This window comes from Actinospineispora eucalypti (assembly GCF_039543365.1).
Classification (GTDB): domain Bacteria; phylum Actinomycetota; class Actinomycetes; order Mycobacteriales; family Pseudonocardiaceae; genus Pseudonocardia; species Pseudonocardia eucalypti.
This window is the reverse complement of the sequence record NZ_BAABJP010000051.1, coordinates 1-15,831: the sequence shown is the minus strand read 5'-3', so window position 1 is coordinate 15,831 and position 15,831 is coordinate 1. Positions and strand designations below refer to the sequence as shown.

General features: G+C 73.7%; 17 protein-coding genes. 10 read left to right on the top strand and 7 right to left on the bottom strand.

Annotated features, from left to right (window positions below; all coding sequences use genetic code 11):
- Positions 1 to 79 precede the first annotated feature (79 nt).
- The 3 genes from ABEB12_RS34740 to ABEB12_RS34730 all read right to left on the bottom strand — a co-directional run bounded on the left by ABEB12_RS34740 (position 80) and on the right by ABEB12_RS34730 (position 2,721).
- Positions 80 to 1,015 (bottom strand): carbohydrate kinase family protein, encoded by a 936-nt coding sequence (locus ABEB12_RS34740; protein ID WP_221498881.1) that lies wholly within the window; start codon positions 1,013 to 1,015, stop codon positions 80 to 82.
- Positions 1,016 to 1,104: 89 nt separating this feature from the next.
- Complete coding sequence (locus ABEB12_RS34735) at positions 1,105 to 1,464, bottom strand: iron-sulfur cluster assembly accessory protein (protein ID WP_185065052.1); 360 nt, start codon at positions 1,462 to 1,464, stop codon at positions 1,105 to 1,107.
- Between the two features lie 117 nt (positions 1,465 to 1,581).
- A complete protein-coding gene (locus ABEB12_RS34730; RefSeq protein ID WP_185065051.1) occupies positions 1,582 to 2,721 on the bottom strand; it encodes a glycerate kinase in 1,140 nt (379 codons plus the stop codon).
- A 33-nt stretch (positions 2,722 to 2,754) separates the two neighbouring features.
- On the opposite strand from ABEB12_RS34730, the gene ABEB12_RS34725 reads away from it, so the two are divergent.
- Positions 2,755 to 3,414 carry a DUF3043 domain-containing protein gene (locus ABEB12_RS34725; RefSeq protein WP_185065050.1) on the top strand — a complete coding sequence of 220 codons (660 nt, stop codon included), beginning with the start codon at positions 2,755 to 2,757 and terminating at the stop codon, positions 3,412 to 3,414.
- Positions 3,415 to 3,471: 57 nt separating this feature from the next.
- On the opposite strand, the gene ABEB12_RS34720 is transcribed toward ABEB12_RS34725, so the two are convergent.
- A complete protein-coding gene (locus ABEB12_RS34720) occupies positions 3,472 to 3,672 on the bottom strand; it encodes a hypothetical protein (protein ID WP_185065049.1) in 201 nt (66 codons plus the stop codon).
- A gap of 23 nt (positions 3,673 to 3,695) precedes the next feature.
- Between ABEB12_RS34720 and cobU the strand changes: the two genes are divergently transcribed.
- The 3 genes from cobU to cobS are packed head-to-tail and all read left to right on the top strand — an operon-like array spanning position 3,696 to position 6,106.
- The gene (cobU, locus tag ABEB12_RS34715) at positions 3,696 to 4,247 is read left to right on the top strand and encodes a bifunctional adenosylcobinamide kinase/adenosylcobinamide-phosphate guanylyltransferase (RefSeq protein ID WP_345703402.1); all 552 of its coding nucleotides are present in this window, start codon (positions 3,696 to 3,698) and stop codon (positions 4,245 to 4,247) included.
- Between the two features lie 11 nt (positions 4,248 to 4,258).
- Entirely contained in the window at positions 4,259 to 5,353 is a 1,095-nt protein-coding gene (cobT, locus tag ABEB12_RS34710; protein ID WP_345703401.1) for a nicotinate-nucleotide--dimethylbenzimidazole phosphoribosyltransferase, read from the top strand.
- A gap of 3 nt (positions 5,354 to 5,356) precedes the next feature.
- Positions 5,357 to 6,106 carry an adenosylcobinamide-GDP ribazoletransferase gene (cobS, locus tag ABEB12_RS34705; RefSeq protein ID WP_185065048.1) on the top strand — a complete coding sequence of 250 codons (750 nt, stop codon included), beginning with the start codon at positions 5,357 to 5,359 and terminating at the stop codon, positions 6,104 to 6,106.
- 6 nt (positions 6,107 to 6,112) lie between these two features.
- On the opposite strand, the gene ABEB12_RS34700 is transcribed toward cobS, so the two are convergent.
- The gene (locus ABEB12_RS34700; protein WP_185065047.1) at positions 6,113 to 7,216 is read right to left on the bottom strand and encodes a branched-chain amino acid aminotransferase; all 1,104 of its coding nucleotides are present in this window, start codon (positions 7,214 to 7,216) and stop codon (positions 6,113 to 6,115) included.
- Positions 7,217 to 7,406: 190 nt separating this feature from the next.
- Here ABEB12_RS34700 and ABEB12_RS34695 point away from each other — a divergent pair, with 190 nt between their 5' ends.
- Positions 7,407 to 8,486, top strand: coding sequence for a tetratricopeptide repeat protein (locus ABEB12_RS34695; RefSeq protein WP_185065046.1), 1,080 nt, complete (start codon positions 7,407 to 7,409; stop codon positions 8,484 to 8,486).
- Here ABEB12_RS34695 and ABEB12_RS34690 read toward each other — a convergent pair whose 3' ends face one another.
- The gene (locus ABEB12_RS34690; RefSeq protein WP_345703400.1) at positions 8,487 to 9,800 is read right to left on the bottom strand and encodes an APC family permease; all 1,314 of its coding nucleotides are present in this window, start codon (positions 9,798 to 9,800) and stop codon (positions 8,487 to 8,489) included.
- A 109-nt stretch (positions 9,801 to 9,909) separates the two neighbouring features.
- Here ABEB12_RS34690 and ABEB12_RS34685 point away from each other — a divergent pair, with 109 nt between their 5' ends.
- The 3 genes from ABEB12_RS34685 (at position 9,910) to ABEB12_RS34675 (ending at position 12,458) form a co-directional block, all read left to right on the top strand.
- A complete protein-coding gene (locus ABEB12_RS34685) occupies positions 9,910 to 11,442 on the top strand; it encodes a leucyl aminopeptidase (protein ID WP_185065044.1) in 1,533 nt (510 codons plus the stop codon).
- Between the two features lie 81 nt (positions 11,443 to 11,523).
- Positions 11,524 to 11,964 carry a ferritin-like domain-containing protein gene (locus ABEB12_RS34680; RefSeq protein ID WP_185065043.1) on the top strand — a complete coding sequence of 147 codons (441 nt, stop codon included), beginning with the start codon at positions 11,524 to 11,526 and terminating at the stop codon, positions 11,962 to 11,964.
- Positions 11,965 to 11,984: 20 nt separating this feature from the next.
- The gene (locus ABEB12_RS34675) at positions 11,985 to 12,458 is read left to right on the top strand and encodes an OsmC family protein (protein ID WP_185065042.1); all 474 of its coding nucleotides are present in this window, start codon (positions 11,985 to 11,987) and stop codon (positions 12,456 to 12,458) included.
- Positions 12,459 to 12,874: 416 nt separating this feature from the next.
- On the opposite strand, the gene ABEB12_RS34670 is transcribed toward ABEB12_RS34675, so the two are convergent.
- The gene (locus ABEB12_RS34670; RefSeq protein WP_185065041.1) at positions 12,875 to 13,213 is read right to left on the bottom strand and encodes an oxidoreductase; all 339 of its coding nucleotides are present in this window, start codon (positions 13,211 to 13,213) and stop codon (positions 12,875 to 12,877) included.
- Between the two features lie 224 nt (positions 13,214 to 13,437).
- Between ABEB12_RS34670 and lpdA the strand changes: the two genes are divergently transcribed.
- Positions 13,438 to 14,820, top strand: a complete 1,383-nt coding sequence (lpdA, locus tag ABEB12_RS34665; protein ID WP_185065040.1) for a dihydrolipoyl dehydrogenase — start codon at positions 13,438 to 13,440, stop codon at positions 14,818 to 14,820.
- A gap of 53 nt (positions 14,821 to 14,873) precedes the next feature.
- Positions 14,874 to 15,831: biotin/lipoyl-containing protein (locus tag ABEB12_RS34660; protein ID WP_345703399.1), on the top strand; the 958-nt coding region annotated here is incomplete at its 3' end.

The window sequence follows — 15,831 nt, the reverse complement described above, 5'->3', positions numbered from 1 at the left end:
CCCGAAGTCCGTCCACCACGCTTTGGCTCGGACGAGCCCTGGAGCGAGCGGGACAGCGGGAGAGAGCGGGAGCGGGGGCTCAGGTGGGGAGGCTGGCGGCGATCTCGGTGGCGGCTTCCGGGCCGTAGGCGTCGGACAGCCTGGTCACGGCGGCGGCGCGGTCCCAGGTCCATTCCTGTGCGCCGTCGGACTCCAGGACGTTCACCGCGACCAGCGAGCCGAGCTGGGCGGACCGTTCCAGGGAGAGTCCCTCGGAAACGCCGGCCAGGAAGCCGGCGCGGAACGCGTCGCCGACGCCCGTCGGGTCCAGTTTGGCGGTCTCGGGCACCACTCCGACCTTCAGGTGCACGCCATCCCGGCTGGACAGCTCCACGCCGCGCTCCCCGTGCGTGGTCACCCGCACGTCAACCTGCTCGCCCACCTCGTCCTCGGACCAGCCGGTCTTGCGCAGCAACAGCTCCCACTCGTAGTCGTTGCTGACCAGGTAGCGCGCCCCGACCACGAGGCGGCGCAGGTCGGGGCCGTCCATCCGGGCCAGCTGCTGGGAGAAGTCGGCCACGAACGGCATGCCCAGCGCGCGGCACTCCTCGGTGTGCCGGAGCATCGCCTCGGGGTCGCTGGCGCCGATGACCATCAGGTCGATTCCGCCGGGGCGCCGGAAGATCGGGGCCAGCTCGATGTCCCGGGAGCGGGCCATCGCCCCGGTGTAGAACGACCCGATCTGGCGCATGTCGGCGTCGGTGGTGCAGATGAACCGGGCGGTGTGCACGTCCCGGTGCACCACCACCTCGGAGCAGTCCACTCCGACCCGCTCCAGCTCGCGCCGGTAGTCGTCGAAGTCCGAACCGACCGCGCCGACCAGCACCGGACGCTGCCCCAGCACGCCGAGGGCGTAGGCGATGTTGCCCGCCACACCGCCCCGGCGTACCACCAGGTCATCTACCAGGAAACTCAGCGACACCCGTTCCAGCTGATCGGCGACCAGCTGGTCGGCGAAGCGGCCGGGGAACTGCATCAAATGGTCGGTCGCGATCGACCCCGTAACGGCGATAGGCACGTTGAGTAACCTTACCGCCGGTCACCCGAGCCCGTGAAACGAACGCTCTAGTTGAACGAGTCGCCGCAGGCGCAGGAACCGCTGGCGTTCGGGTTGTCGATGGTGAAGCCCTGCTTCTCGATGGTGTCCACGAAGTCGATCACGGCACCCTGCAGGTACGGAGCGCTCTTCCAGTCGACGGCGACGCGCATCCCGTTGAACTCGCGGTACAGGTCGCCGTCACGGGCCTGGTCGTCGAAGAACAGCTGGTAGCGCAGGCCGGCGCAGCCACCAGGGTGCACCTCGATGCGGAGGTGCATGTCGTCGCGGCCCTCCTGGTCGAGCAGGCCCTTGGCCTTGAGCGCGGCCGCCTCGGTCAGCTCCACGCCGTGCGTCTTCTCAGTGGTGGTGCTGTTGTCGACGGTCATTTGCTCTCCCTCGCCTCACGTTTCGGATCTCCACGACGCTCAACACGGTCGCCGCCGCGGATGTTCCATCGCGCGTTGTTGTGCTCCCTACATCCTGTCACACGCGAGCCGCCCCGGTCAGCGTGAGCCGCTCCACTGCCCGGCCAGATCGGCGGCCAGTTTGGCGAGCGTGCCGGCCGGATCGGCCATCGAGGCGGCCAGTCCACCGGCGTGTTCGGTGACCGAGTACGCCTCCTGCACGCCGGCCGCGGCCGCCTCCCGCCGGCCCACGCTCACCTGGCCGGCCAGTACCAGGCACGGCAGCCCCCGGGCGGCGGCCGAGGCGGCCACGGCGGTGATCAGCTTCCCGCGCAGCGACTGCCAGTCGAAGCTGCCCTCGCCGGTGAGCACCAGGTCGGCCGCGTCCAGGGCCGCGTCCAGCCCGAGCAGCTCGCGGACCAGCCCGGCACCGGAGACCGGCCGTCCGCCCAGCGCGAGCAGCGCAGCGCCGAGGCCGCCGGCCGCGCCGCCGCCCGGCAGCTCCACCAGCTCGGCGGCGTCCCGGTGCACGGCCGGGGCGAGCACCTCGGCATAGCGGCGCAGCGCGGCGTCCAGTTCGGCCACGGCCGCGTCGTCCGCGCCCTTCTGCGGGCCGAAGACCGCCGCCGCGCCGTGCCGGCCGAGCAGCGGGTTGTCCACGTCCAGCGCCAGCACCAGCTCGAGGCCCGCGCGCAGCGCCGGCGGCGCGGCCAACGCGGCGCACCCGGCCAGCGCGGCGCCGCCGTCCGGCAGCGGCGCGCCGTCGGCGTCCAGCGGCTGGGCTCCCAGCGCGGCCAGCGCTCCCGCTCCCCCGTCGGTGCAGGCGGAGCCGCCGAGGCCGACCACGATGCGGGTCACGCCGGTTTCCGCCGCCGCGGCGGCGACCAGCTGGCCGACGCCCCGGCTGTTGGCCACCCTGGCCACCTCGGGGGTCCGCTCCGGCCTCGGCACCATGTGCAGGCCGCTGGCCAGGGCCATCTCGATGTAGGCGACCTCGCCGACCCGCAGCCACTCGGCGGTCACCGGCTCGCCGCGCGGCCCGGTGACCGGGACCGGGCACAGCTCGCCGCCCAGCGCGGCGTGCAACACGTCGAGGAAACCGGTGCCGCCGTCGGCCAGCGGGAGTTCCCGCAGCTCGTCGGTGGGGCAGGTGCCGCGCCACCCGTCCGCGATCGCGGCTGCCGCCTGCTTCGCGGACAACGTGCCGCCGAACGAATCTGGAGCGATCACCACGCGCACCGGCAAGACATTACCTGCCGCTATGGTGGATGGGTGAGGTTCCTGCGCCGCCAGTCCGGCAGTGGCGATGACGCCGCGGTCGACGCCGCCAGCACCACGGATGAGGGCGCCGAGGAGGTTGCCGACACGGTCGGCCGGGGGGTCACCCCGGGCAAGGGCCGGGCCACCCCGAAGCGCCGGGACGCCGAGGGCAAGCGGCGCGGCCCCGCGCCGCCCCCGCCGAAGACCCAGCGTGAGGCGATCAAGCTCGCCCGGAAGAACCGGGGTACCCGCGCGGAGCGCCGGCGGGAGTCCGCCGAGCGCCGTTCCCGGATGATGGCCGGCGACGAGCGGGCGCTGCTCCCCCGCGACCGGGGGCCGGTGAAGGCCTACGTGCGCGACCTGGTGGACTCCCGCCGGCACCTGGCCGGCCTGTTCATGCCGCTGGCCGCCCTGGTGTTCCTGTCCCTGATCGCCCAGTCGATACCGTTCGTGCAGGCCTACACCAGCATCTTCTGCATGGCCATGCTGGCCTCGATGGCCATCGAGGGCGTGATGAACGGGCGCCGGGTGGTCAACAAGGCCCGGGAGCACTTCCCGAACGAGCAGATCAGCCCGCTGGGCATCGGCTGGTACGCGTTCGCCCGGGCCAGCCAGCTGCGCAAGCTGCGGGTACCGAAGCCGAAGGTGCGCCCCGGCGACAAGGTGGACTGAGCTGGTATTCCCCGCGGCGCGCCAAACTGGGCGCGCGCTCGACGAGCGCGTGCCGCGCTAGCCGGCGCCGTGCAGGCTCATCGGGCCGTAGATCTCGGCGTCGCCGTCCAGCAGGGTGACCGAGGTTATCCCCGAGTCGAGCAGTTCCGGCCAGGTGTCGGTGAACCAGGCTTCGGCCTCGGCCTGTCCGTCGAAGGTCAGCTCCGGGCCGGAGGTCTCGTTGCCGGAGTCGTCCAGGTATCGCCAGCGGTATGCCACGACCAGGAAGGTAGCGTGCCGCTGTGACCATCCCGGTACGCCGTTCCCTGATCCTGGGCGGCACGCGGTCCGGGAAGTCGGCGTACGCGGAGGGCCTGTTCTCCCCGGCCGCGCCGGTCCGCTACCTGGCCACCGGCCGCGTGGACCCGGCCGATCCGGAGTGGTCGGACCGGATCGCCGCGCACCGCGCCCGCCGCCCACCGGCCTGGCGCACCGTGGAAACCCCCGACCTGGCCGGCGAGCTGGCCGCCGGCGCCGATCCGGTGCTGGTGGACGACCTCGCCACCTGGCTGACCGGGGTGCTGGACGACGCGGACGTGTGGCGGGGCGGCCCGCTGGAGCCGGTGCACACCGAGGTGGACCGGCTGGCCGGCGCGGTGCGCGACTGCCCTGCCCGGCTGGTGCTGGTGTCCGCCGAGGTCGGGCTCGGCGTGGTGCCGGAGACCCGCTCTGGCAGGCTCTTCCGCGACGAGCTGGGCGCGCTCAACGCGCGCCTGGCGCAGGTGTGCGACGAGGTGGAGTTGCTCGTCGCCGGGTTGCCCATGCGGCTGAAACCCCAGCTGGAACCGAACTGAGCGGAGGCGCGGTGGACTTCCCGGTAGTCGAGCCGCCGGACGAACAGGCCGGCCGGCGGGCCGAGGTCCGGCACGCATCGCTGACCAAGCCGGCCGGCTCGCTGGGCCGGCTGGAGGAGGTCGGCGTCTGGCTGGCCGCGTGCCAGGGCACCTGCCCGCCGCGCCCGCTCGGCCGGCCCCGGGTGGTGGTGTTCGCCGGCGACCACGGCATCGCCCGCCAGGGCGTCTCCGCCTACCCGCCCGAAGTCACCGGCCAGATGGTGGCCAACTTCCTGGCCGGCGGCGCGGCGGTGAACGTGCTGGCCAACGCGGCCGGCGCCACCGTGCGCGTGGTGGACCTCGCGGTGGACGGCCCCACCTTCCCCGAGCTGCCCGCCCGGGTGACCAAGCACAAGATCCGGCGGTCCAGCGGCCCGATCGACACCGAGGACGCGCTCACCGCCGAGCAGGCCGAGGCCGCCGTGGCCGCCGGGCGGGCCATCGCCGACGAGGAGGTGGACTACGGGTCCGACCTGCTGGTCGCCGGCGACATGGGCATCGGCAACACCACGCCGGCCTCGGTGCTGGTGGCCGCGCTGACGGGCGCCGAGCCGGTGGCCGTGGTCGGCCGGGGCACCGGCATCGACGACCGGGTGTGGATGCGCAAGGCCACCGCGATCCGGGACGCGCTCCGCCGGGCGCGCCCCTACCTGCGCGAGCCGGTGGCGCTGCTGCGCACGGCCGGGGGCGCCGACATCGCCGCGATGGCCGGCTTCCTGGCCCAGGCGGCGGTCCGCCGCACCCCGGTGCTGCTGGACGGCCTGGTGGTGGGCGCGGCGGCGCTGGTGGCCGAGGAGCTGGCGCCCGGCGCCAAGGCATGGTGGCTGGCCAGCCACCGGTCGGTGGAGCCGGCGCACACCCTGGTGCTGGAACGGCTGGGCCTGGAGCCGCTGCTGGACCTGCGGATGCGGCTGGGCGAGGGGTCCGGTGCGCTGGTCGCGCTGCCCGTGGTGCGGATGGCCGGCCGGATCCTGAGTGAGATGGCCACGTTCACCTCGGCCGGGGTGAGCGGCGCGGACGCCCGTAACGAGCCGAGTCCGGCGGGCAACTCCGACGCGGCCGGCTGACCGGTGACCGGGCCCCGGCTGGCGCTGAGCTGGCTGACCGTGCTGCCGGTGCGCGGGCCGGACACCGTGGACCGCCGGGCGGGCGCCGCCGCGATCCGCTGGGCACCGCTGCCCGGTGCGCTGCTCGGCGCCGCCGCGGCCGCCCTGCTGTACGGCCTGGCCCGCCTGGGGGTGCCGCCGTTGGTGGCCGGGCTGCTCACCGTGGCCGGGCTGGCCCTGGCCACCCGGGGGATGCACCTGGACGGGCTGGCCGACACCGCCGACGGGCTGGGCTGCTACGGCCCGCCGGAACGCGCGCTGGCCGTCATGCGGGACGGCTCGGCCGGTCCGTTCGCCGTGGTCAGCCTGGTGACCGTGATCAGCGTGCAGGCGGCGGCGCTGGCTTGGCTGGCCGGCATGCCGGCCCGGTGGCCGGCGGTGCTGCTCGCCGTGCTCGCCGGCCGGTGCGCGTTCGCCTGGTGCTGCCGGCGGGGCGTGCCGGCGGCCCGGCCCGACGGCCTCGGCGCACTGGTCGCCGACGGGCAGCCGTGGCCGGTGCCGGCGGCGATGTTCGGCGCGCTGCTGGTGCTCGCGGTCGCCGCCGTGCCGGGCCGGCCGTGGCAGGGCCCGCTGGCCGTGCTGTGCGCCGCCGCCCTGGTGGTGGCGTTGTCCGCGCACACCCGCCGGCGGTTCGGCGGCGTCACCGGGGACGTGCTCGGTGCCGCCGCCGAGTTGGCCGGCACGGCGGTGCTGGTCGTCGCCGCCAGCGGCTGACCCGGGTCAGGGGGTCAGCCGGTACATCCAGTGGTGGGTATCCGGGGCGGCGCCGCGCTGGATGTCGGTGAGCAGCTTGCGCAGCCTGGTGGTGACCGGGCCGGGTTCGCCGTCGCCGATGCGCGCCTCCCCGCCGGGGTGCTTGACCCGGCCGATCGGGCTGATCACCACGGCCGTGCCGGAACCGAACACCTCGGTGATCCGGCCGTCCTCGGCGCCCTCCAGCCACTCCTGCGCGGAGACCGGCCGCTCGGTGACCTGGCAGCCCAGTTCCTTGGCCAGCACCAGCAGCGAGTCACGGGTCACCCCGGCCAGGATGCTGCCGGACAGCTCGGGGGTGACCACCTCGACGTGGTCGCCCGAACCGAACACGAAGAACAGGTTGTTGCTGCCCATCTCCTCGATCCAGCGGCGCTCGGCGGCGTCCAGGTAGGCCACCTGGGCACAGCCCTGCTTGGTCGCCTGGGCCTGGGGCAACAGCGAGGCGGCGTAGTTGCCGCCGGCCTTGGCCGACCCGGTGCCGCCGGGCGAGGCCCGGGTGTAGTCGGTGGCCAGCCACACGTCCACCGGCTTCACCCCGCTGGCGAAGTAGGACCCGGCCGGCGAGGCGATCAGCAGGTAGAGGTACTCGGCGGCCGGCCGGACGCCCAGCCCGACCTCCGTGGCGATCATGTAGGGGCGCAGGTAGAGGGAGTCCTCACCGCCGGCGGCCGGCACCCAGGCCTCGTCCACCCGCAGCAGTTCGGTGAGCGAGGAGAGGAACAGCTCGTCGGGCAGCGGGGGCATGGCCATCCGGGTCGCCGACGCCCGGAACCGGGCGGCGTTGGCCTCGGCCCGGAACGAGCAGACCGAGCCGTCGGGCTGGCGGTACGCCTTGAGCCCTTCGAAGATCTCCTGCCCGTAGTGCAGCACCATCGCGGCCGGATCCAGGGAGAGCGGCCCGTACGGCGCTACCTGCGCGTCGTGCCAACCCCGGTCCCCGGTCCAGCGAATGGTCACCATGTGGTCGGTGAAGTACCGACCGAACCCCGGGTCGGCCAGAATCTCCGCGCGGCGCTCCTCGCTCGCCGGCGAGGGGTTCGGGATGTGGGTGAAGGACACGCTGCTCATGAGAGAACGGTAGCTCGGATTGCAAGTCCGATGGTTGGACCTCCCACTTCTTGGACACCGACCACCCCCCGCTACCGGGTTGCGCCCATCCGGGGGATGAAGTTCGACACCATGGACCTGTGCGAGTCACGGGCCTATAACGGACAATGGCTTGTCAACCGACTTTGGTATGAGGGGCAGGTGCGCGAGCGTGCTGGAAGTGCGAGCGGGTCGGCGGTTCACCGTCGGTCTTGCCGCGCTCAACCGCGACCTCGGCCGGGCCGGTGACGGCTCCGACGGCGGGGCGCCGCCCGACGAGTGGGCCGGCTCGGCCGCCGACCTGGCCCGGGCCGCCCGCCTGAAGCAGACGCTGGCCATGGAGCAGGCCCGCGCCGGGCGCCTGGCCGACGCGTGCCGGACGGTCGAAGGGGTGGTCCGGGTCTACCGGCGGCTGGCCGAGACGAGCCCTGAGCGGTTCCGGCCGGAGCTGGCGCACGCGCGGTCCGCGTGGGGCCTGTGGGCGTCCCGGCGGGGCGAGACGGCGGCGTCGGCCGAGGCGCTCGCCGAGGCGGTCGAGCTGTACCGCCAGATGCTGGCCTCGGCCGGCCGGCTGCGCGCCATGCACCGGATCCGGCTCTCCGTCGGGCTCGCCGTGGCACTGACCAACCTCGGGGTGGTGCGCTCCGAGCTGGGCGACCACCTGGCGGCCGGCGACGCGGCCGAGGAGTCCGTGCGCATCCTGCGCCGGCTGCACGCCCGCAACCCGCTCTACCGGCTGCTCGCCCGGCAGGACCCGACCGGGTTCGCGCACTGCCTGGCCGCCTCGGTGAGCAACCTGGGCGTGGTGTGCGCGGAGCGGGGCCGGCTCGGCCAGGCCTGCGAGCTGGCCGAGGAGACCGTGGCCATCTTCCGCCAGCTGGCGGCGATCGCGCCCGTGGTCTACGAGTCCATGCTGGCCCGCGCGCTGCACAACCTGGGCCTGGCCAGCGCGCAGGTCGGGCGGCTGGACACCGCGCTCGCCGCCACCCAGGAGGCGGTCTACCTGTACCGCTGCCTGGTGCCGGCCGACCCGAAGGGGCACCGGCACGACCTGGCCAGGGCGCTCTGTGCGTTCGCCCGCGTGCGGGTGGCCTGCCAGCACGAGCTGGCCGAGGCCCTGGCCGCCGCCGAGGAGGCGGTGCTGCTGCTCGAAGAGCTGACCGCGGGCTGCCCGCAGGCGTTCAGCGGCGACCTGCACGCCTCGTACCGCACCGCCGGCCTGGTGCGCCGGGCCCTCGAAGAGCTGGACTGATCAGCCGGACGCGGTGCCCGAAGGCATCCGCCCGCCGCGCCGGGCCAGCAGCGTGCTGAGCAGCACACCGAGCAGCAGGGCCAGTGCGGTGACCACCACCACCGGCCAGGGCAGCAACGCGGCCAGCCCGAAACAGAGCGTCAGGCCGAGCACCGAGCTCCACACGGGCCAGCGCCGGTCGGCGGCCGGCAGGCGCAGCGCGGCCACGTTGATCACCCCGTAGTAGACGAGCACGCTGCACGCGGAGAGCGCCACCGCCGAGGCCGGGTTGGTGAACAGCGCGATCACCACCGCCACCAGGGCGCCGACCAGGTCGGCCCGCCAAGGAGTGCCCCGCCGGCTGACGGCGGCGAGACAGCCGGGCAGGTCACCCCGCCGGGCCATGGCCAGCTGGGTGCGGCTCACCCCGACCAGCACGGAAAGCAGGACGGACACGGTTGCCGCCGCCGCGCCCAGCCGCACCATCGCCCCGAGCGCCGGCTCCTCGGTGCCGGCCACGGCGGCCGCCAGGGGCGCCGCCTCACCGGCCAGCCGGGTCACCCCCAGGGCGTGCAGCACCGCCCCGCCCACGGCCAGGTAGGCGACCAGCGCGATGCCCAGCGCGAGCGGGATGGCCCGCCGGATGGTGTGCGCCGGGTCGCGCACCTCCTCGCCGAGGGTGGCGATGCGCGCGTAGCCGGCGAAGGCGAAGAACACCAGGCCGGCTGCGGTGACCACGCCGAGCGGCGTCACCGGGGCGGCGACGGCGCCCGCCGGGGTGATGTCGACCGTGCCGGCGGTGTCGGTCGGGACCCCGGGCACTGCCCAGTCCGCCGGCACCCGCCAGATCAGCCCGACCAGCACCACCACCGCGAGGATGCCGAGCACGGCGGGCACCAGCGCCCACGCGCCGCGCACGGTCCACCGCACGCCCAACGCGTTCAGCCCGGCGATCACCAGGATCGTCGGGATCGCCGCGCACAGGCTGTGGGCCGGCAACACGTAGCTGCCGAAGACCAGGCCGGCGGCGGCCGCCGAGCCGGTCTTGCCGACCAGGAAGGCCACCCCGGCCAGGCGGCCGGCCCACGGCGCCAGCAGCTCCCGGCCGTAGACGTAGCCGCCGCCGGACTCCGGGTAGCGGGCAGCCAGGTCGGCCGTGGAGAACGCGTTGCACGCCGCGACCAGGCCGGCGAGCGCCACGGCGAGCAGCAGCCACTGGCCGGCGTAGGCCGCCGCCGGCGCGAACACGGTGAACACCCCGGTACCGAGCATCGCGGCCAGACCGAGCACGGTGGCATCGGCCGTTCCGAGCCGCCGAGCCAGTCCGTGGTCCACCCGCCTAGCCTTGCACCAGGGATCGCCCGTTCGGACGCACCTGGGTGTCATTAGCATTTCGAACCGGATTCGATCAGCCAGATCGATGCCGCCTATCGCAAGGAGAGTCGTGAGCATCCCCGAGTTCAGCCTCAGCACCGGGTCCGCGGTGACTGCCGAAGCCGACGCGCTCCTCATCGCGCTGCGCACCGGCGAGGACGGGCCGGCGCTGGCCGGCGGCGCGGAGGACGTGGCGGAGGCGTTCGGGGGCGAGCCGGAGCTGCTCGAGCTGCTCCGGCTGACCGGGGCCACCGGCAAGGCCGACGAGGTCACCAAGCTGCCGGCCCGGGGCAGCGTGACCGCCCCGCTGCTGGTCGCGGTGGGCCTGGGCGCCACGCCGGACCCGAAGGCGGCCACCGGGGGCATCAAGCTGGACGTGGCCGAGCAGGTCCGCCGCGCCTCCGGCGCGGCGGCGCGGGCGCTGGCCGGCACCGACCGCCTCACCAGCACGCTCTCCCGGCTGGAGCTGGCGGCCGCCGCCGAGGGCAGCTCGCTCGGCGCCTACGCGTTCACCGAGTACAAGAGCAACGGCGCGGGCAAGACCCCGGTCGGGCGGGTGGACCTGCTGGTACGGGACGAAGCCCAGGCCCGTCCCGTGCTGGACCGGGCGCTGGCCGTCGCGGACGCGGTGCGCACCGCGCGCAACCTGATCAACACCCCGCCCAACGACCTGTTCCCGGGCAGCTTCGCCGAGCGGGCCGCCGAGATCGGCGCCGAGGCCGGCCTCGAGGTGGAGGTGCTGGACGAGCGGGCGCTGGCCGAGGCCGGCTACGGCGGCGTGCTCGGCGTCGGCGGCGGCTCCTCCCGGCCGCCCCGGCTGGTCCGGCTGCGCTGGTCCGGCGGGGATGCACCGGGGACCGCGCCGAGGGCCAAGGTCGCGCTGGTCGGCAAGGGCGTCACGTTCGACACCGGCGGCATCTCGATCAAGCCGGCGGCCAACATGGACCACATGACCTCGGACATGTCCGGCGCCGCCGCCGTGGTCGCCACCGCCGCACTGGCCGCCCGGCTGAAGCTGCCGATCGAGCTCACCGCCACCGTGCCGATGGTGGAGAACATGCCGTCGGGCACCTCCTACCGGCCCGGCGACGTGTTGACCATGTACGGCGGCAAGACGGTGGAGGTGCTGAACACCGACGCCGAGGGCCGGCTGATCCTGGCCGACGCGATCGTGCGGGCCGCCGAGGACGCCCCCGACTACCTGATCGAGACGTCCACGCTGACCGGGGCGCAGATGGTCTCGCTGGGCACCCGGACGGCCGGCGTGATGGGCAGCGACGACTTCCGCGACCGGGTGGCCGGGCACGCGCAGGCCTCCGGCGAGGGCGGCTGGCCGATGCCGTTCCCCGAGGAGCTGCGCGGCGACCTGGACTCCCGCCTGGCCGACCTGGCCAACGTGACCAACCACCGCTGGGGCGGCATGCTGGCCGCCGGGATCTTCCTGCGCGAGTTCGTCGCCGACGGCCTGACCTGGGCGCACATCGACATCGCCGGGCCTTCGTTCAACTCCGGCGGGCCGTGGGGCTACACCCCGAAGGGCGGCACCGGAGTGCCGGTGCGCACGCTCGCCGCCCTGCTCACCGACATCGCGGAGAACGGCTGACGGCCAGATCACACCCGCCTTCTCTGGACTTAGTCCAGAAAACTCCTAAACTGGACTTAGTCCAAATAAGAGGAGGCAGTTGTGAACGTCGAACGCGTAGGCACTGACCTGCAGGACACCCTGGTCGAGCTGACCGACCTGGCGGCGCAGGCCAAGCAGCTGCACTGGAACCTGGTCGGCCCGCACTTCCTCTCCCTGCACGAGCAGCTGGACGGCCTGACCGGCGAGGTCCGCGCCGCCGCCGACGAGGTGGCCGAGCGCGCGGTGACCATCGGCTTCCCGCCGGACGGCCGGGTGGGCACGGTGGCCAAGGAGAGCCCGCTGCGCGACGTGCCGGACGGCCGGGTCCCGGACGGGCGGGTGGTCGCGCTGGTGGTGGACGCGCTGGACACCGTCAACGAGCGGCTGCGCCGCCGGGTGGACCGGCTCGGCGAGCTCGACGCCGTCAGCCAGGACCTGCTGATCGGCGTCCTGGGCGGCCTGGAGAAGCGGGCCTGGATGTTCCGCGCGCAACTGGGCTGACTCCCGTAGCGTCTCCAGACATGGCGCGCACCCACCACTACGCCCTCCAGGTCACCTGGACGGGCAACCGGGGCACCGGCACCTCCGGCTACCGGGACTTCGGCCGCGAGCACGAGGTCTCGGGGCCGGGGAAGCCGGTGCTCCCCGGTTCCTCCGACCCCTCGTTCCGGGGCGACCCCGAGCGGTACAACCCGGAGGAACTTCTGGTCGCCGCGCTCTCCCAGTGCCACATGCTGTGGTTCCTGCACCTGGCCGCGACCTCCGGCGTGGTGGTCACCGAGTACACGGACCGGCCCGAGGGAACCATGGCCGAGGCGCCCGACGGCGGCGGCGCGTTCACCGAGGTCGTGCTGCGCCCGGAGGCCACCGTGGCCGAGGAGGGCATGACCGAGGGCATCGAGGAGCTGCACCGGCGGGCGCACGAGCTGTGCTTCATCGCCCGATCGGTGAACTTCCCGGTCCGCCACGCCCCCACCACCAAGGTCGCCGGCTAGCACGTATTCGTACAGGTGCGGCCCCTGGGTTCCGCGGAGTGCGCGCCTGTGAGGACTCGGTGCCGGTTCAAAGAACGGCTCGGACGGCGCGGCTGCGCGGTCTACCGCCGCTCGGGTGCGGCCTGTAGCGTTCGGCGATGACTACGTACGGTGACGGAGGCCCAGGACGGCATGATCGCCGTTGGTGGCGGTTTGGCGTCGAATATCGAGGCTAGACCGCCAGAGACGACGATCACCCCACGGTTCTCGCCAAGGTGGAACGACCGCGACCCGCCACTCGACCCACAGCCAACAACGCTCCGTGACCGAACCTCGAATCCAACGCAACGGGCCGCGTCCGAGCGGCGGAAGACCACCCAGCCGCGCCGTCCAAGCCGATCTTCGAACCCTCACCGGACAAAGCGTCACCGAAGGCATTAGCCCTCCAGGTCCTCCCGCCGGTCCCGCTCCCGCGACACCCGCCGACGGGCGTCGTAGTCGCGCATCCGCCTCGGGTACCCGACCAGCTGAACGTCGTAGATCGGGATGCGCAGCGAGCGGGCCAGCTTCTTCGCCGCCTCCGGGCTGCTCACCCGCCGGCGGGTCCACTCGCCGTCCTGGGCCACGAACAGCACCGTCGTCTCGGTCACCATGGTGCGCGGCTCGACGAACGCCTCGACCCCGGTACGCGCCCCCGCCCAGTCCCGCAGGTACCCGGTGACCTCGGCCGAGCGGCCGCCGCCGGCGCTTCCCCGCAGCCGGTCCCAGAGGCTCATCGGCCCTCCATCCGCGATCATGTTAGGACGCGGCTAAGTCTTCAGCCGGCGATCACCGGCATGGCAGGGTGGACAACGGTGCAACGCACCGGCGGCGCCGTTTTCTCCCGGCGCGGCCGAGGTGACAAGATGACCGTGCCGGCCAGCCGCGACCGCGGCGCGCCGGACACGGCCCGCACCGCGGACGCACGATCGTGACGCAACCCGGACAAGGGGGACTTGAAGTGGCCGAGAGCGCTGCCGACCTGGTGATCCTCGGCGGCGGATCGGGAGGGTACGCCTGCGCGTTGCGCGCGGCCGAACTCGGCCTGTCCGTCGTTCTGGTGGAGAAGGACAAGCTGGGCGGCACCTGCCTGCACCGCGGCTGCATCCCCACCAAGGCGCTGCTGCACGCCGCCGAGGTGGCCGACGCCGCCCGCGAGGGTGACCAGATCGGCGTGAAGAGCTCGGTCGCCGGCATCGACATGGCCGGGGTGAACACCTACAAGGACGGCGTGATCGCGCGGCTCTACAAGGGGCTGCAGGGCCTGGTCAGCTCCCGGGGCATCACCTACGTCGAGGGCAGCGGCACCTTCATCGGGCCGAACACCGTCGAGGTGAACGGCCAGCGCTACACCGGCCGGTACGTGGTGCTGGCCACCGGCAGCTACGCGCGCTCCCTCCCCGGCCTGGAGATCGGCGGCCGGATCATCACCAGCGACCAGGCCCTCACCCTGGACCAGGTGCCGAAGCGGGTGGTCGTGCTCGGCGGCGGGGTGATCGGCGTGGAGTTCGCCAGCGTGTGGAGCAGCTTCGAGGCCGAGGTCACCGTGGTCGAGGCGCTGCCCCGGCTGGTGCCGAACGAGGACGAGTTCGCCTCCAAGCAGCTGGAGCGGGCGTTCCGCCGGCGCAAGATCAAGGCGAAGACCGGGGTGAAGTTCACCGGCGCCGCGCAGACCGACGAGGGCGTGACCGTCAACCTGGAGAACGGCGAGTCCCTGGAGGCCGACCTGTTGCTGGTCGCCGTGGGTCGGGGGCCGAACACCGCCGGCCACGGCTACGAGGACGCCGGCGTGAAGATGGAGCGCGGCTTCGTCATCACCGACGAGCGGCTGCGCACCAACCTGTCCGGCGTGTACGCGGTCGGGGACATCGTGCCCGGCCTGCAGCTCGCCCACCGGGGCTTCCAGCAGGGCATCTTCGTCGCCGAGGAGATCGCCGGGCTGAACCCGGCACCGATCGACGAGGCGGGCATCCCCCGGGTCACCTACTGCGAGCCGGAGGTCGCCTCCGTCGGCCTCACCGAGGCCCAGGCCAAGGAGCGCTACGGCGAGGTGCAGACCCTCACCTACGACCTCGCGGGCAACGGCAAGAGCCAGATCCTGCGCACCTCGGGTGCGGTCAAGCTGGTCAAGGCCGGCGCCGAGGGCACCCCGGGGCCGGTGGTCGGGGTGCACATGGTCGGCGCCCGGGTGGGTGAGCTGATCGGTGAGGCGCAGCTGATCTACAACTGGGACGCGCACGCCGAGGACGTCGCGCCCCTCATCCACGCCCACCCCACCCAGACCGAGGCCCTCGGCGAGGCGCACCTGGCGCTCGCCGGCAAGCCACTGCACACCCACGGTTAGTCCCCCAAACCCCCGCTACCGGCCAAACAGCTACCGAGGAGTCAGAAGCAGCCATGGCCTTCTCCGTCCAGATGCCAGCGCTCGGAGAGAGCGTCACCGAGGGCACCGTCACCCGCTGGCTCAAGCAGGAGGGCGACCGGGTCGAGGTGGACGAGCCGCTGCTCGAGGTCTCCACCGACAAGGTCGACACCGAGATCCCCTCCCCCGCCGCCGGCGTTCTCCAGCGAATCGTGGCCGCCGAGGACGAGACCGTCGAGGTCGGCGGCGAGCTGGCGGTGATCGGCGACGGTGACGGTGACGGTGACGACGGCGGTGGTTCGTCCACCGCGGCCGCCCCGGCGGCCGAGTCCCAGCCGGAGCAGCCCGAACCGGCCGAGGAAGAGCCCGCCGAGTCCCGGTCGGCCGAGCCGGCCGCCGAACCGGAGCCGGCCCGGGCGTCCTCCGGGTCAGCCGACTCGAACGGCTCCGGCGGTGGCTCGGGCACCGCGGTGACCATGCCCGCGCTGGGCGAGAGTGTCACCGAGGGCACCGTCACCCGCTGGCTCAAGCAGGTGGGCGACCAGGTCGAGGTGGACGAGCCGCTGCTCGAGGTCTCCACCGACAAGGTCGACACCGAGATCCCCTCCCCGGTGGCCGGCACCCTGCAAGAGATCCTGGCCAACGAGGACGACACGGTGGAGGTCGGCGGCCAGCTCGCGATGATCGGCGGCGGCGGCGGTGCGTCCGCCCCCACCGCGTCGGCCCCCGCGCCGGCCGAGGAGGAGCCCGCGAAGGCCGAACCGGCCAAGGAAGAGCCGGTGAAGGCCGCGTCGGCGGCGCCCGCCGAGCCGGCCAGCCGGCCGAGCGAGCCGGCGCCGGAGAGCACCGACGGCGCGGTGAACGACGACGCCGGCACCCCGTACGTCACCCCGCTGGTGCGCAAGCTGGCCGCCGAGCACGGCGTGAACCTGTCCGACATCCAGGGCAGCGGGGTCGGCGGCCGGATCCGCCAGCAGGACGCGGAGACGGCGG

Excerpts from the sequence above, each read along its gene's own strand:
- ABEB12_RS34740 (WP_221498881.1), bottom strand. The coding sequence starts at position 1,015 with ATGCAGTTCCCCGGCCGCTTCGCCGACCAGCTGGTCGCCGATCAGCTG.
- ABEB12_RS34735 (WP_185065052.1), bottom strand. The coding sequence starts at position 1,464 with ATGACCGTCGACAACAGCACCACCACTGAGAAGACGCACGGCGTGGAG.
- ABEB12_RS34700 (WP_185065047.1), bottom strand. The coding sequence starts at position 7,216 with ATGAGCAGCGTGTCCTTCACCCACATCCCGAACCCCTCGCCGGCGAGC.
- ABEB12_RS34675 (WP_185065042.1), top strand. The coding sequence starts at position 11,985 with ATGGCGCGCACCCACCACTACGCCCTCCAGGTCACCTGGACGGGCAAC.
- ABEB12_RS34670 (WP_185065041.1), bottom strand. The coding sequence starts at position 13,213 with ATGAGCCTCTGGGACCGGCTGCGGGGAAGCGCCGGCGGCGGCCGCTCG.